This window comes from Nostoc sp. CmiVER01 (assembly GCF_034531135.2).
GTDB lineage: Bacteria > Cyanobacteriota > Cyanobacteriia > Cyanobacteriales > Nostocaceae > Nostoc.
Window position 1 is genome coordinate 219,953 of record NZ_JAVRBU020000010.1, and the last position, 13,805, is coordinate 233,757.

Annotated in this window: 19 protein-coding genes; 15 read left to right on the forward strand and 4 right to left on the reverse strand. The window is 40.7% G+C overall.

Annotated features, from left to right (window positions below; all coding sequences use genetic code 11):
* The first annotated feature begins 69 nt into the window (after window positions 1-69).
* Entirely contained in the window at window positions 70-345 is a 276-nt protein-coding gene (locus RMZ43_RS19000; protein ID WP_322655924.1) for an HU family DNA-binding protein, read from the forward strand.
* Between the two features lie 569 nt (window positions 346-914).
* On the opposite strand, the gene RMZ43_RS19005 is transcribed toward RMZ43_RS19000, so the two are convergent.
* A complete protein-coding gene (locus RMZ43_RS19005) occupies window positions 915-1,676 on the reverse strand; it encodes a sugar phosphate isomerase/epimerase family protein (protein ID WP_322655923.1) in 762 nt (253 codons plus the stop codon).
* A gap of 116 nt (window positions 1,677-1,792) precedes the next feature.
* Here RMZ43_RS19005 and RMZ43_RS19010 point away from each other — a divergent pair, with 116 nt between their 5' ends.
* Together RMZ43_RS19010 and RMZ43_RS19015 are read left to right on the forward strand one after the other, a co-directional pair.
* A complete protein-coding gene (locus RMZ43_RS19010) occupies window positions 1,793-2,245 on the forward strand; it encodes a DUF1392 family protein (RefSeq protein WP_322655922.1) in 453 nt (150 codons plus the stop codon).
* Between the two features lie 178 nt (window positions 2,246-2,423).
* On the forward strand, window positions 2,424-3,074 hold the full coding sequence (locus tag RMZ43_RS19015) for a thermonuclease family protein (protein ID WP_428850853.1): 651 nt from the start codon (window positions 2,424-2,426) through the stop codon (window positions 3,072-3,074).
* 50 nt (window positions 3,075-3,124) lie between these two features.
* Here RMZ43_RS19015 and RMZ43_RS19020 read toward each other — a convergent pair whose 3' ends face one another.
* Entirely contained in the window at window positions 3,125-3,385 is a 261-nt protein-coding gene (locus RMZ43_RS19020; RefSeq protein WP_322655920.1) for a hypothetical protein, read from the reverse strand.
* Window positions 3,386-3,397: 12 nt separating this feature from the next.
* Window positions 3,398-3,661: a hypothetical protein gene (locus RMZ43_RS19025; RefSeq protein ID WP_322655919.1), complete on the reverse strand. Its 264-nt coding sequence runs from the start codon at window positions 3,659-3,661 to the stop codon at window positions 3,398-3,400.
* A 612-nt stretch (window positions 3,662-4,273) separates the two neighbouring features.
* On the opposite strand from RMZ43_RS19025, the gene RMZ43_RS19030 reads away from it, so the two are divergent.
* Window positions 4,274-6,685: an FAD-dependent oxidoreductase gene (locus tag RMZ43_RS19030; RefSeq protein WP_322655918.1), complete on the forward strand. Its 2,412-nt coding sequence runs from the start codon at window positions 4,274-4,276 to the stop codon at window positions 6,683-6,685.
* Window positions 6,686-6,868: 183 nt separating this feature from the next.
* Here the strand turns inward: RMZ43_RS19030 and RMZ43_RS19035 are convergent, their stop codons facing one another.
* On the reverse strand, window positions 6,869-7,297 hold the full coding sequence (locus RMZ43_RS19035; RefSeq protein WP_322655917.1) for a hypothetical protein: 429 nt from the start codon (window positions 7,295-7,297) through the stop codon (window positions 6,869-6,871).
* Between the two features lie 388 nt (window positions 7,298-7,685).
* On the opposite strand from RMZ43_RS19035, the gene RMZ43_RS19040 reads away from it, so the two are divergent.
* The 11 genes from RMZ43_RS19040 to RMZ43_RS19090 all read left to right on the forward strand — a co-directional run bounded on the left by RMZ43_RS19040 (window position 7,686) and on the right by RMZ43_RS19090 (window position 13,802).
* On the forward strand, window positions 7,686-8,018 hold the full coding sequence (locus tag RMZ43_RS19040) for a helix-turn-helix domain-containing protein (protein WP_163937968.1): 333 nt from the start codon (window positions 7,686-7,688) through the stop codon (window positions 8,016-8,018).
* A 92-nt stretch (window positions 8,019-8,110) separates the two neighbouring features.
* Window positions 8,111-8,383 (forward strand): hypothetical protein, encoded by a 273-nt coding sequence (locus RMZ43_RS19045; protein WP_322655916.1) that lies wholly within the window; start codon window positions 8,111-8,113, stop codon window positions 8,381-8,383.
* A 222-nt stretch (window positions 8,384-8,605) separates the two neighbouring features.
* Window positions 8,606-9,157 (forward strand): hypothetical protein, encoded by a 552-nt coding sequence (locus tag RMZ43_RS19050; RefSeq protein ID WP_322655915.1) that lies wholly within the window; start codon window positions 8,606-8,608, stop codon window positions 9,155-9,157.
* Window positions 9,133-9,399: a hypothetical protein gene (locus RMZ43_RS19055; RefSeq protein ID WP_322655914.1), complete on the forward strand. Its 267-nt coding sequence runs from the start codon at window positions 9,133-9,135 to the stop codon at window positions 9,397-9,399. Before RMZ43_RS19050 ends, RMZ43_RS19055 begins: the two co-directional genes overlap by 25 nt.
* A 78-nt stretch (window positions 9,400-9,477) precedes the next feature.
* The gene (locus RMZ43_RS19060; RefSeq protein ID WP_322655913.1) at window positions 9,478-10,371 is read left to right on the forward strand and encodes a hypothetical protein; all 894 of its coding nucleotides are present in this window, start codon (window positions 9,478-9,480) and stop codon (window positions 10,369-10,371) included.
* A gap of 137 nt (window positions 10,372-10,508) precedes the next feature.
* Window positions 10,509-11,063 (forward strand): hypothetical protein, encoded by a 555-nt coding sequence (locus tag RMZ43_RS19065; RefSeq protein WP_322655912.1) that lies wholly within the window; start codon window positions 10,509-10,511, stop codon window positions 11,061-11,063.
* A gap of 104 nt (window positions 11,064-11,167) precedes the next feature.
* Window positions 11,168-11,458: a hypothetical protein gene (locus RMZ43_RS19070; protein WP_322655911.1), complete on the forward strand. Its 291-nt coding sequence runs from the start codon at window positions 11,168-11,170 to the stop codon at window positions 11,456-11,458.
* Window positions 11,459-11,518: 60 nt separating this feature from the next.
* Window positions 11,519-11,788 carry a hypothetical protein gene (locus tag RMZ43_RS19075; RefSeq protein ID WP_322655910.1) on the forward strand — a complete coding sequence of 90 codons (270 nt, stop codon included), beginning with the start codon at window positions 11,519-11,521 and terminating at the stop codon, window positions 11,786-11,788.
* A gap of 168 nt (window positions 11,789-11,956) precedes the next feature.
* A complete protein-coding gene (locus RMZ43_RS19080; protein ID WP_322655909.1) occupies window positions 11,957-13,030 on the forward strand; it encodes a hypothetical protein in 1,074 nt (357 codons plus the stop codon).
* A gap of 113 nt (window positions 13,031-13,143) precedes the next feature.
* Window positions 13,144-13,593, forward strand: a complete 450-nt coding sequence (locus RMZ43_RS19085) for a DUF1257 domain-containing protein (RefSeq protein WP_322655908.1) — start codon at window positions 13,144-13,146, stop codon at window positions 13,591-13,593.
* A gap of 2 nt (window positions 13,594-13,595) precedes the next feature.
* Window positions 13,596-13,802 carry a DUF2997 domain-containing protein gene (locus tag RMZ43_RS19090; RefSeq protein ID WP_322655907.1) on the forward strand — a complete coding sequence of 69 codons (207 nt, stop codon included), beginning with the start codon at window positions 13,596-13,598 and terminating at the stop codon, window positions 13,800-13,802.
* The last annotated feature ends 3 nt before the right edge of the window (window positions 13,803-13,805 follow it).

The following is a 13,805-nucleotide window of genomic DNA, read 5'->3' on the forward strand; positions in this document are numbered from 1 at the left end:
TTTTTACCCTTTGCCAACAAGAGCTATTAATGCTAGATTTCCGTTACTGGCAATACTTCAGGGTGATTTATGAACAAGGGTGAATTAGTGGATGCTGTAGCGGCAAAGACCAACATCACAAAAAAGCAAGCTGATGAAGTGATTAGTGCTTTTTTGTCAGTAGTTATCGAAGCTGTAGCGAATGGAGAGAAGATAACGCTGATTGGTTTTGGCTCATTCGAGCGACGTGATCGCTCAGAACGCGAAGGGCGTAATCCCAAAACCAATGAGCCAATGACTATCCCAGCGACTAAAGTGCCTGCGTTTTCTGCTGGAAAACAGTTTAAAGAAAAAGTAGCGCCATAGATAAATTGCTTTACCACTAGCAATCCAATCACTGCGTTCGCTGTTTTCAAGGCAGCGTGGGGCAACGTTAGAGGGAACGTGAGTGTTGGGTTGCAGATGTTACACAACCGCGATGGCGTAACAGCCCGCCGGATACTGTTGGCGAATATAATACATAGTTGTGTTTTCAAGTATCACTTAAGCTCAAACCTTCAATCTGTCGTTGCGGCTTTTAGTTGTAACACTTTTGTTTCTGCGTTTGTAACACTTTCGCCAACAGTATCCCGCCGTAGGCGATCGCTTACTATTGCGTCCACAGCACAAAAGAGCAGCCTCACGTTAACTAACAATTTGGGTTATCAATCTCAAGTTACTGCTTTTATTAGCTACTTTTAATTAGTTGTCTGGGCATCATAAGTATTATATAGTGATGTCCTAATATTCCTGACCGCAAATTTAAAGTTAATCCGCCAAATCTGCACGGGTTTGATAAAGATAGGGATGGTATGGATAGCTTTCACCTTAAAGCGATCGCTTCAGAATTCCCAATGCTGTTTCAGTTCCTGTAAACTCACAAGGGTAATTGCAACTCAAATGTTTCTATTTAATTTCTCTAGGGAGTGAGAACATATTTGGATAATCTGGTCAAATTCTTTCCAGGAAATAGCCTGACGATGCTCTATACAAATAACATCAGGCGGGGATTTGGCTTTTATCCAGTTCGTGAACGGTATGGTCAAGGTTGGTGGAGTTGAGTTCATGCCTTTGAGTTGCAGTTCTTCAACTGGATACTGCCAAAGGGAGAAAAACAAATTGAGATTAAAACCACTATCGAGCAGATGTCCAGTATCCAGCAAAATAGAAAACACCTTTGGTTGATTTAGGCATCTGATGAGAGACACAATCTCATCAGGATGTGTTAATGCCCCAGCACGTTTGGGACTCAAGGGTTCGATCATGATGCGAACCCCTAACTTTGCTGCTCGTTGAGCCAAGTTGGAGAAGAAATCCACCGCTCGTTCTAATGGATTATCTGCTAGATTATATCCAAAGCCGCAGACTGTCACAATTCTAGGGGCATTCAGTTGAGCGGCTACCTCCAAGGTATGTTCTACATGAATTTTGGCTTGATGACGATGTTCGGCATTCCGATGAAGCGGATGGAAATCGTGCATTTGATATGCCTGCACAGCAGTAATTGGGATCTGGGCAGATTTATACACGTCTATCTGTATATCCTCCAAATTAGCAATCTCTAAACCGATGCCCCAACGCCGGATGGCTGCAAATTTTTCTGCCTGAGTTCCATCTGGTAGAGACATTTCCACATAAGCGAGCGTGGGTTGGTTCATTCTCTGCTAATAAACATCAGATATCAGTCAATCACTTCTATATTTATTTTGAATTATATTCCGGATCAGGCTGATGCAAGTGAGTGTATGTATAAAAAAGAGAACTACATTCCCAGATGATTAACCAAATTACCGCCTTAGAATCCTGTTGGCATATTTCTCCTGAATGGGGCCAGTCCATGCCTCCCTTAGCAGTGAAAATGTTAGAAAAAGTTTTGTTGTCAATCTCAGATTTGTCAGGCTACTGCTGTGGTGTTCAGTGGGAAAGACAGCAATGGATTTATGCAATTGTTTGCCAGAGTGAAACTCTCTACTTAGCTGAACAAGAATTTTATAGAACTAATGTACTAGAGAAGTCCACTGTTTTTACTCCAGCTTTTAAATTGGGGGATATAGTTGAGGTTGATTTCGGTGAACAGCCGACACGCCGTATTATTCAAGGAATTTTTAGCCTCAAAGATAATTGGCTCTATGGGGTAGAGTGGCGCTCTCCAATTTTAGAAGAAGTGTCTGCCCAAAGCAGAACAATATGGCTTGCTGATGTTGATTTAGTCAATGTTAGCGTATGACGATTATCAGTTGCGACAAAAGAGCAGCACCAAGTTAACTAACAATTTGGATTATTAATCTCAAATTACTGGTTTTATTAGCTACTTTTAACTACTAATCTGGGCATCATAAGTATTAAGTATATAGTGATTATTACTACAGATGCTCCCAAAATTTGGCTTTGTTGCAATTAGCGTTTTGCTTCTAGCTCAAACATTACCAGTTGTTGCTAATAACCTTACTGCTACAGTTGTAAGCGTCGGTGACGGTGACACCATACGAGTGAGAACTGGTAACAAAACTGTAACAGTCCGCCTTGCTTGCATCGATGCACCAGAGATGAAACAGAATCCTTGGGGTCAACAATCTGCAAAACGACTAAAGCAATTACTTCCAGTAGGACAGTCCGTTACTGTACGTGCTATTGAAACTGACAAATATAAGCGCCTGGTTGCAGAGGTGTTTGTCGAGAATCGCAGTGTCAACCTCAATATGGTGCAAGAGGGTCAGGCTGTAGTTTATCGCCAGTATCTCAAAGGTTGCCCACAATCTAAAGATAGTTTGTTGCAGGGTGAAAACAGCGCTAAACAACAGCGTTTAGCATTTTGGAATCAGGCTAATCCTGTGATGCCTTGGGACTTCCGCCACAGAGCTACCCAAAAGACAACATCAGTGCCGATTCAACCACAGCAACAGAATAACTGTGATCCCTCTTACCCAGATTTTTGCATTCCAAAGAATTCACCCGATTTGGATTGCCGAGATATTAGCCAACGAAGGTTTAAAGTGCTGCCACCCGATCCTCATGGGTTTGACAGAGATGGTGATGGTGTGGGTTGCGAAAAATAACTACAACGAAACACAGCTTTTAATTAGGCAGTAAAAATGTTTTATCAATATCAAGATTGTTCAATTGACTCCGAACCTTTAAAGATTGTTGGAATGGGCATCACCATCAACATTATTAAGTTAGAAACCCAAAACAAGACAACAACGCCAAAACCCAATAATGTCAAATAGGAAAATGTTAATTGTGTGAATCCATCTACCAATTGCCACAACCGAAAAGCTGTGTATAAAAAGCCAATAGGTACAACAATACTTGGCACTAGGGAGCGACTAAAAACACGTTCAGATATGAGTTGTACGGCGACTATCAACAGGTAACTTCCTCAAAATACCCCTGAAGATGGTTGTTTCCAAGCCAGGGCTAACAAGCACATCGGTAACAAAACTCCAGCAAAGGAGGCTAATTTGACCCACCATCGCAGAAATTGCCATTGCTGCTGGTTATACCCAATTTCTGCCGTAAAGGGCAAACGTTGAGCTTTCACACCAAAACCATAGCCAAGAGCTAGCAGGCTTATAATCAGAATAAAGAGCGTAAGAATCAATCCATTATTAACTGTCATCTGCTCGAAAATACCAATTTTCATACTCTTAGTTTAATCTGGCTTTAACAGCCTCACTCCACCTTGGCTGCCAATAACAATATTTCGCCTTTTACTTTTAGATACTCAGTGTGCAATGTGTTGATTCAAGCTAGTCGAAGGTTGAAGTCGAACTCCTCTCTCTTTTGCTCTATTCTTTGTAGTTCATCGCTTCCACAATTGATGTTCTTTCTCTTTTATTGGCGAAAGCGGTGCTGATATAGGCAATTGGAGTGATGAGTGGTGTATGTATTGGGAGACTGTCTTACTTTCTAGACATATTGTAAGTAAGAAATTTACAAGTTCGTAGTCTTATCGAGTCTCTTAAAGGCTAACCAGTAGGTTGCTCAATTAGTCACAAATTTATTAGATATTGTACTAAGAAGCTCATCTATAATTGAGCTAGTACTCAAAAACAGTTACTCATTTTCAGAATTATTAATACTGCTTATACTTAGTTTTTAATCGAAAACTATTAATAAATAATTTTTGTAGCAGTAAATGTCAAAGGCTAAGAATTCCTTAACGCTGCGTCACCCCAAAATTGTCCCAATTAATATTAGTAATGTGCAAGAGAATGCATTGATTTTGTAGTACAAAAAATCGAGAGAACCTTTGATGAACAATCCATTAGCAAAAAATGATACGAACATTTTAGTAATTGGAGCAGGAGTCAGTGGTCTAACAACTGCTATATGTCTAAGAGAGGCGGGTTTTAATGTTGTGATTGTTGCAGATCGTTTTGCTCCAGATTTAACCTCTATTGTGGCAGGTGCATTATGGGAATGGCCTCCAGCAGTCTGTGGTCGTCATGGATCTCCGAGATCGCTGGAACGCTCTAAAGACTGGTGTATGACTACCTATAATAAATTCAAGAAAATACACACAGAGTTTGGTTCAGAAAAAACAGGAATTTATTTGAGGGATGGGTATTTCTATTTTAAGGATGTTTTGGAAAATCGACCTGCTGATCTAAGCAAAATGAATGAGTTGAAGGATAAAGTTGATGGATTTGAAAGAGGTTTACATATCGTCAAAAAAACGATTGATTTGAATTTTCAAGGAGGTATAAAAGATGCTTATAAACACATGGCTCCGATGACAAATACCGATGTTTACATGAATTGGCTACTTCAATATGTAAAGGATATTGGATGTGAAATTATTCAGGAGAAAATCACTGTCAATGTCGTTCAAAACGAACAGGAACTACTTAGCCGTTTTAATGCAATGGCAATTATTAATTGTGCTGGGCTAGGTTCAATAGCAACTACAGGGGATAGTTCCATGTATCCCGTGAGGGGCGCACTTGTCAGGGTTAAAAATCTAGGGAAAGTTGTCAAGGATGCTCATTGCATTTCCCATGAAGAATCTTCTTTAAATGAGCAAGACATCATTTTTATAGTTCCTAGAGGGGATGATTTGGTGGTCTTAGGAGGATTAACGCAGCAAGACCAATGGGGTACAGACTTATCTCTTGAGGTTCCAATTATTCGACAGATGTATGATGGTTGTTTAGAGTTTCTACCGGAATTAAAAGAACTCCCCCTAGATGATCAGGAGCCTGTTAGGACTGGTCTACGACCATTAACATCGGAAAATGTTTGTGTGGAAAGAGTTTTAAACACACACATATTTTATAATTATGGACATGGAGGGTCAGGTGTAACGTTGTCATGGGGATGTTCACAAGAAATTGTCCACTTAGTACAACAAATGCTCGGCGAATCGGCAAATCCAGTTGCTTTACATAGTAGTAAGATAGATAGCAATAAGCAGACTGTCTTCATGCTACATGATATGTTTCTGAGCAAAACTGATTTTAGACATATCTGCTTAGAGAATAGAAATCTAGTTTTACTCTGTAGTAGGCGAGGACTCAGTGAGGTTGTACCCTCCCAGTATCAATACTTGGATCTTGTGCAGATTGTAGAACCTTATAATTTACAAAATCTGCTCCAAACCTATCAACAGATTAAGACTGACTATAAACTATTAGATAATAGCTGCCGGATTATCACCAACGACGAGTATTCAGTACTGTTAGCTGCACAGTTGCGTGAGGCTCTAAATCTGCCAGGCGATCGCCCAACCATGATCCAGCAGTTTACTGATAAGAGTTACCTCAAATCTGCCCTCAAAAATTCCCTGATTCGGGTGCCTAAGTATCTGATTTTTGCTCAAGATCAATACCGTAAAGAGCCGGTTTCATACTTAAAGTTTGTTCTAGAAGAACTAGGTAATCACATTTTGATCAAACCAGTTATCGGAGCTGGAAGTGAAAAAAGCAGAATAATCTATACTGTTGATGATTTGAAAGCTTGGTGTGAAAGCAATGTAGATTCAGATTCCGAATATGAGATGAATGAATTTATAAGAGGTCAGTTATACAATACAAGTGTTGTTCTAAAAAACGGTCAGCCTTGTTATTTCGCTGCCTGCAAGCAGTATCGACCTAATGATGAGTTCATTTCTGGCCATCAAATTGGCAATATTATTGTTAGAGAAGAAGAACCAGAATTTCAGAAACTCTGGCAATTTTCAAGTGATGTGTTAGAAAGTTTAGAACACAATTACCCGAAAAATGGTGTACTCAATATAGATTTATTACTACCTTCTCTCAGTGAAGAAGCAATCCTAATGGAAGTAGCTGCACGCCCCCCGGAAGCGCTTGTATCAAGAATGTTTTACATATATCAGGGGCTACGTCTAAACGAGTTACATCTCCAATTACAGATTGGTGATTCGCCTGATATCATTCTCAAGGATAGAAATGAGTGGAAGTACAGCGCTTCCTCGATTCATCCAAAGCAGAATGGTGTTATTACAGAAATTGAGAAGCCAGTTCTTGAAAGTGATGTGGAAATTTATTGGCAGATTTATTTGGGAGAAAGACTGGAAAAATCACAAAGTATGAGGGATATTGCCATTGCTATTGTTTTGAGCCATCATGACTTTTCAACCCTTCAAGAGGAATATCAGGTAGCCAATTCTAGCAATTTCTACAATACTAAGAAAGATTTTTTCTAGCAGCCCGAAAGGAACTGTTCTACAGCAGTGTTTGAGTTAAAAACCGAAAAATTACCGCCTAAATGAGTAAATTTTAGTGTATTCTGCGCTTTTCTAGCAGACAGAGGTGAACAAGGGAACAAACAACTCTCTTTTGTTTGACACTCTTCGGGAAGCGATGGAATCTGTTTTAGGCTTGGTGTCCTATGTTTGCTTGCAGACTGAGAGGATGCGTTGGTCGTTAGCGCTAATAAGTTTGATTTGATGAAAATTGGATAGGTTAATTTTCATATTTTCAGTTTTTGCTTTATTGTAACTAAGTGATTTAGCAGAAACTGTGTTGTTATTCTGTTTTCCTGTAAAGCAACTAAACTCAGAATTAGGATAGTACAAAGCTCCGACAATATTTCCTTGTTGATGTTGCATTACTAAGTAGGCTTTCCCTATTTGATTAGGTTTAGGAGTTTCGCCGTATAAATATGTTCCATCAACAAGCGGAGCCGATTTGGTTGAGCTATTTGGCAAGCTTTGTCCAGTTGAAGAAGGAATTTCTAAACCGACCAAAGCTAGAGAAAGCAATATAAATGCCGCACTTTTCTGGAGTTTTGTGCTAACAGTTGCAGGTAGATTCATTTGTTTTTTCCTTGCGTTACTGTTGGTTGTACCTACCTTAAACCTCTTGTCCTTTGTATAAATCTTTCTAGCGGTAGAGATTAGGGTAGCAATATCAACTTTCAAGCCCTTCCACAATTACTGCTGGTGAGAGCCATTCTTAAACCTTGCCTGGATTCTCAAAGCTAGTTAAGTAGTTTTATATCTCGGTTTCTTATCTCTATGGCAATGAATTCTTTGTGAGTTTCACTTGGCCTTGAGGAAATTAACCGTAAGAGGCTTTGAACAGGTGTTGTGTTTCTCCAGTTGACGCAGGCTGAAATAATCGCATTGCTAATGGGCAAGCGATCGCTTTCACCTTTGCTTGGTGTAGCCTTATGGTTGACACCAGTATATTAATAATATTATCATGTCAACTGGCGAGCGCAGTGAAAATAAAATTAAAGTAAAAATGAATATCACAGTAGATGTAACACCCATCGCTGCGTTTAGGTGGAATGAAGAAAATGCCCAAAAACTCAGAGAGCTAAGAGACAAAGCTGGATATAGTAGACAAAAGCTATCTGATGCTGTGGGAGTTTCTGTGGCTTATATTCAGCAGCTAGAGACTCCTCACGTCTTTATTAACAAACCAAAAAAACCAACTCAGATGACTGTTAGTACAGAAATTCTAGAAAAACTTTGTGCTGCTTTAGATGGGGATATCACTTCACTTATTTGGAACATAGATTACAACAGCTAAGAGAATTATCTACTACGCTCACCATTAAAAACTGCTTGACAACTACTGGTGTGCGTAGTAATATAGTAATCATAATAGAGGAGATGAGCGCGATGCCTCTTTTGAAAAATAAAGAAGCGCTCAAAATTCAACCCTTACAAATCGAGTTAACGATACGAAACCTAAAACCAGCCGCCACCGGGACTAGCAGCCGGAAGCCAAAAACTTGTATTGCTCAAGCCACCGGAGATGATTCCGATGACCTACCACGTCTAAAAACTGGTTGTAAAAACTTCAATCCTCCCAGAATGAAGGCGATTATTACTCCTCAGTATGTAATCGCCTTTTCAATTAGTTTCCACATGGCTGTACAGAGGACACGGTAACATCCCAATATCTTCTCTACAGCTTTGTGCTGTCTGGTGTTTTGATCCTCAGTTAATATGCTTTACCCTGGAATACTTTTATAAGGCTTCGCCAAATCTAGATTGAGAGTGTTGTGCCTTCAGCACAACAAGATGACCAATAAATAGGACGATCGCTCTGTCTGGAAAACTACGCGATCGCCCCTATGCCCCAACCTACTAAAGAAGAGGCAACTTATAATCATGACACAAATTTCAGTTCTTGCGCCAACAAAAGATCCGCTAACCACACGCGATCGCCAAATCATTGCAACCATCGTCAATCAGTCGGACTACTCAAAAGAGTGCAAGCCCGAAGATGTAGTAACTATCTGGATAAACTCGGATGATATCGTTTGGGTGAAAATGACCCACGGCTATGCTCGATACCACAAAGAGTGTTTCAAACGTGCAGTAGCAGAGGTGAAAGAGAGCCTTTCTACTCCAGTAGAGTGCAATCACAAAGAAGATAAGGAATTGAAACAAGCTGCTGAGAAAATAGGCTTGTTAGGTGATTGTGATTGGTTATCGTTAAGCGTCCAATACTATCCTGATAAAGTAATCGGTCACGCTGGTTGTTATATCTCTCACAAGGCTCGAATATTAACCCCACCGGCTGAATGGGACTTCACCCTGCCGAAGTGGAATATGCCTGCTGCTATCTGTCCAGATTGCGAAGGACATGGGTGCGGTAACTGTGGGATCGCGGGACTCGTGCAGAAGATTTGTGTATGCCAGTGGACGGCTACCGACTGACTTATGTAGGACGCACTGACCTTCAGACGGCTCACAATGTATATCTGGACGGTGAGTTTTTGGGCATACTCTTCAAGGTTAGAAACGCTGAGGAAGTCTGGGAAAACGACCGCAAGACATACTACTGGCGCTGTGGCGATGGAGTACGGTACTGGAGTGTGAAAGAGGCTGTAGAGGTTCTATCCAGGACAACTGCTCCGATTGAACTGCCGCAAGTTTGTCGGGAGTTAGTAGCAGCGTAACTGAAATGGTGGGTTTTAATACCCACCATGCAACCATAACCAATCCTTGTAAAATAAAATACAGTTCGTCTTTAAAACATGACTAGCAAGCCTTACGATCAGTTTTCTAAGGAATTATTAGAGGAGTTGTTGTCTCCTTTAGGTAGAGTAGAAGTTAACAAACAAGTCACTGATGAAGCCAGATTTGTTGACGTTTTGTTTACAAGCACACCAACTGCCCAAGCTCAAAATCTTGGATTGTTGGGCAGAATAGCTGTATTAAATACGGCACTTTTGGAACCATTCCGCAATCAACCCAGTAGGTCAGAGGTACGCAACTGTTTTCTGAAACTGTTCACCGTGATTGCAGACTCACAACGCAAAGCCAAGCGGGAGAAAACCAGCTTACCAGAAGATAGTTTAGCTCGTTTGTGGATTATATCGCCTAGCGCTTCAGCCTCTCTGTTGGAGGATTTAGAGGTTAAACTAGATTTAGAAAAGTGGAGCAGGGGAGTTTACTTTTTCCAGAAATGTTTTAGGGCAGCACTAGTAGCGGTTAACGAGCTACCAGTAACAGAAGAAACATTATGGCTAAGGATTTTGGGTAGAGGCGAAACGCAACGTACTGCCATTGATGAATTGCTGGCATTACCTGAAAGCAACCAATTAAGACAAAATACTCTCAAACTGATTACTAATTTGCGGGTAATTATAGTTCAACAGCAAGAAACTTTAACAGAAGATGAGCAGGAATTAATCATGAATTTGTCGCAAGCTTACCAGCAGTGGGAAGAAACTACTAAACAGCAAGGAGTGCAACAAGAACGCCGTCAAGTTGTTGAAAACTTGTTAAGATTCAGATTTGGTTCTATGGATGAAGAACTCTCAAGAGTAGTCGAGAGTTTATTGCAGTTAACACCAGAAGAATTTACTCCCCTATGCCTTGAATTATCTCGTGAAGATTTGCTAGCAAGATTTAATTCACATCAATAATCTGTACAGGGCAAATAATGAGTAATAAAAAGCGCTTTTGTGAAATCAAGAGCGCTATTTTATTGGCTCTACGCTTCACATATCACAATTAAACGGCTTCGCCAATGCAAAAGTGAAAATGCTTTTGGTACAAACAAATGAACCCTCAAGAAACATCGGATTTACTTGCTGCTTTGATGCGCCAGGAAGAATTGCTCAAGCAGTTAGTTGCAGCAATCAATAAGCCGAAATTAGGATTGCACAGTGAAGCTGGCAATTGCAAGATATATTGTAATCGCCAGCACGGAGGGCTATGGTACACACTAAATGGTGAACCGAGTGATGTCCCTCAAACTGCTTTAACTGGATATCTTAAAGAACTGCGGTTTGAGAATACAGAACGCCGCAAAAAAGAAACCTGCAAGTTGCTAATAACTATTCAAGCAGACCGGACGTATATCTTAGAATCAGGCTACGACACGCATTTTTCAAAGTGCATACTTGCGGCGATCGCAACTTTGACCCCAGAACAATTGTATTCTCCCATTACACTACAGCCTACTCCGGGGACGACAGATGAAAATGTATTGTTCTGTCGCGTATGGGTAGAGTCGGAATTAGTCATGGCATCCTATAACGAGCAAACAGAGTGGCGACAAATCTGGGAACAGGCTTTAGCTGTGACAAAAGCTGCAAATGAGATGGCGTTTTAACTCGTTGTAAACAGAGTTTGAGTAACTGTAACTGTAATTAGATGTTGCTCAAGCTTTGTCTACAGCTTGCTGTGCTGCTTACTCACCATTATTACTAACAATAAATGACTACAACAATTGTTCACCCTAGTATCGGAAACTTACAGCAGTTTTCTGACTCGTTCGACATTGAGAAATTATTGCAATCTGAGGGAATTCTACCGTGGCTTCTAGCGAATGGCTGGAACTATGACGATCAATTTTGTTTGATTGCAAACATTATTGATGAGTCTACAAGTCTGGATGAAGTTTGGGACTCTAAAGAGTTTGATTTTAATGTTCTGTCAGATGAATCAAAGGAAAAATTGAATCAGATTATCCGTGAAAAACTCTACAGTCAGATTCAATCAGTCTAACTGTAGAGAAAAATCGATTCCATAAAAGATTATCACACACTCTACTTCAATAGTAATCAGATGGAAACAAATTTGATTAAAGTGTATGACGCGACACTATTAAGCTCATCAAAAGTTTACCAAATTAATGGTACACATTGTCGATATTTGGGCGATGAAGGTACTATCCAACATCCACAGTATCTATTTCTACCTCTGCCAAATCAAAGGAAAAAAGCCAGCTTTCGACTAAACCGAAACAAACTCATGACTCGCTGTTATGAGGTCGAAGGCATGGTTTATCAAAAGCCTGTGGCGCAGGATAATTCACAACAACTTCAGCTATTTTAAGCCATGTCCATACATAAACCACCAGTCATTAAAAGACATATTCGCCTACAAAATAGCTCTAAAAAAGTAATCTATAGAGCTACTACAGACATTCGCTCTCTTGAGAAATCACCACAAAGAAAGCTTCGCTTAATCGAAAGTGAAAAATAATGATTGAGGTCAATAATCATGGTACAAGCAATTGACAACCCTATTGCTGCAAATTTCCTAACCGATGCAGTAGTCGAGCGCCACAATTTCTCACAGTTAAATAAAACCCGTATTCGCTTCCGTATTCAGCTAAAGAAAAGTACAAAGTCTGCCGCACCTAAATGGGCGGATGTCCTAAAAGCTGAGGTTTCTGAAATTGAATCAGACCTTGTGAAAGTTACAAATTCTGAAGTCGGTTTGCGGGGTATCAAAGTATTTAAGAAGTTGGATGAAGCTGCTGCCCAACTGAGGCAAGAGATTGCTTCGGTTCAAGAGTGGATGTCTGCTGATACTGGGGACTGGGTTTGTCCGATTGATTTAGCTCCACTCGTTTGGAATCAGTTAATCAATATCAGAGATAATATCGCCCCTGGTTTACGCAATCAATTAAAAGCTGATTACGAAGCGGGACTTCTTGATTATCAAGAGCGGATTGATCAGTTCCTCTCACTTAATACTTGGGAATTAGCACAGGATAAGCAAGAGTCTGTCAAAGCCAACTTGTTAAGAGCATTTCCGACTCTGACCGATCTTGAAGACTATTTACAAGTCGTTATTGGTCGTCCGGTGATTATTCCTGCCCTCTCCGAACAACTCAATCAGCAACAAGCCGAATGTCTTGACCAGATTACGCGATTTATCCAACAGTATGACCAGAATCTGGAGCAAAGGCTACGGGAATCTGCTTTAGCTGGTGGTGAACAACTCGCCGCCCAATTGCTTGAAGAGTTGGCTGATTGGGAACCAGGGAGGAAACCCATACAGTTTAAAAGGAAAATGGAGCGTCACCTAATGAAGGTTCAAGTACTACTGGCAAACGCATCACCGGAGGCAGGCAGCAGCTTGGAGGCGATGATGGCGCACTTGGATTCTATCGTTAACGATCCAGCGATTGAGTCAAAAAATCTTGGCAGTGATACGCGCTCACAGTTACAGCAAAAGATGCAAGAGATCCGCACCAAGTTGCTGGATGAACAACGCAATCTACAATCACTTGCGACTGACGACGTGGGCTTATCGAAAGCTACGGTCATGTCGTTTAAGTTCAGGTAAAAAATAGTCTTGGGCGGGTGCATTCGCCCAAGACTAAGTACCTTAAACGAAAAATGCAGTCAGTATACATCTCAAAAACAATACCGCACTTCTACTATAGGGACAAAATTCTCATGTCACATTTCTCAACAGTTAAAACCAAGCTCACCAACCGCGAATGTCTGGTACAAGCTTTACAAGATTTGAAACTGAATCCGCAAGTTCATGAAACAGCACAATCACTAAAAGGATACTACGGTGGTTCCCAAGGACAAAGCGCTGAAATCATCGTATCTGGTTGCACTATAAAAGCCCGTGCAGACATCGGTTTCAAGTGGAATACCTCAAGTGGGGTGTATGAGGTGATACATGATAGCTACGAGACAGTTCCAAAGTTGGGCAAAGACTTTTTCACCAATAAGTTAATGCTTGCATACGGACAACGGATGGTGAGAGCTAAAGCTGCCGAATTACAAGACCAGTTTGGTGAATGTGCGATCGCAGAATCTACTAATGGCACTATGCAAACCCTACGCCTAACCTTTGCCGGACATCAGGAAGTTCAACATTTTGCTAGGAGATAAACATGGAACGTTCAGTTTTGATTCATTTTGACAGCGCTACTGGTGAAGTGAAAGTGGAAGCTCAAGGGTTCGAGGGCTTGAGTTGTTTATCGGCTACGCAACCATTTGAAGAAGCACTTGGAGTTGTGGGTGATCGCACGTTTAAAGATGAAGCTCAAACCCAACAACTTCGGACTACGAATAGTAATCAAACACGTTTGCGTCAGTAATTG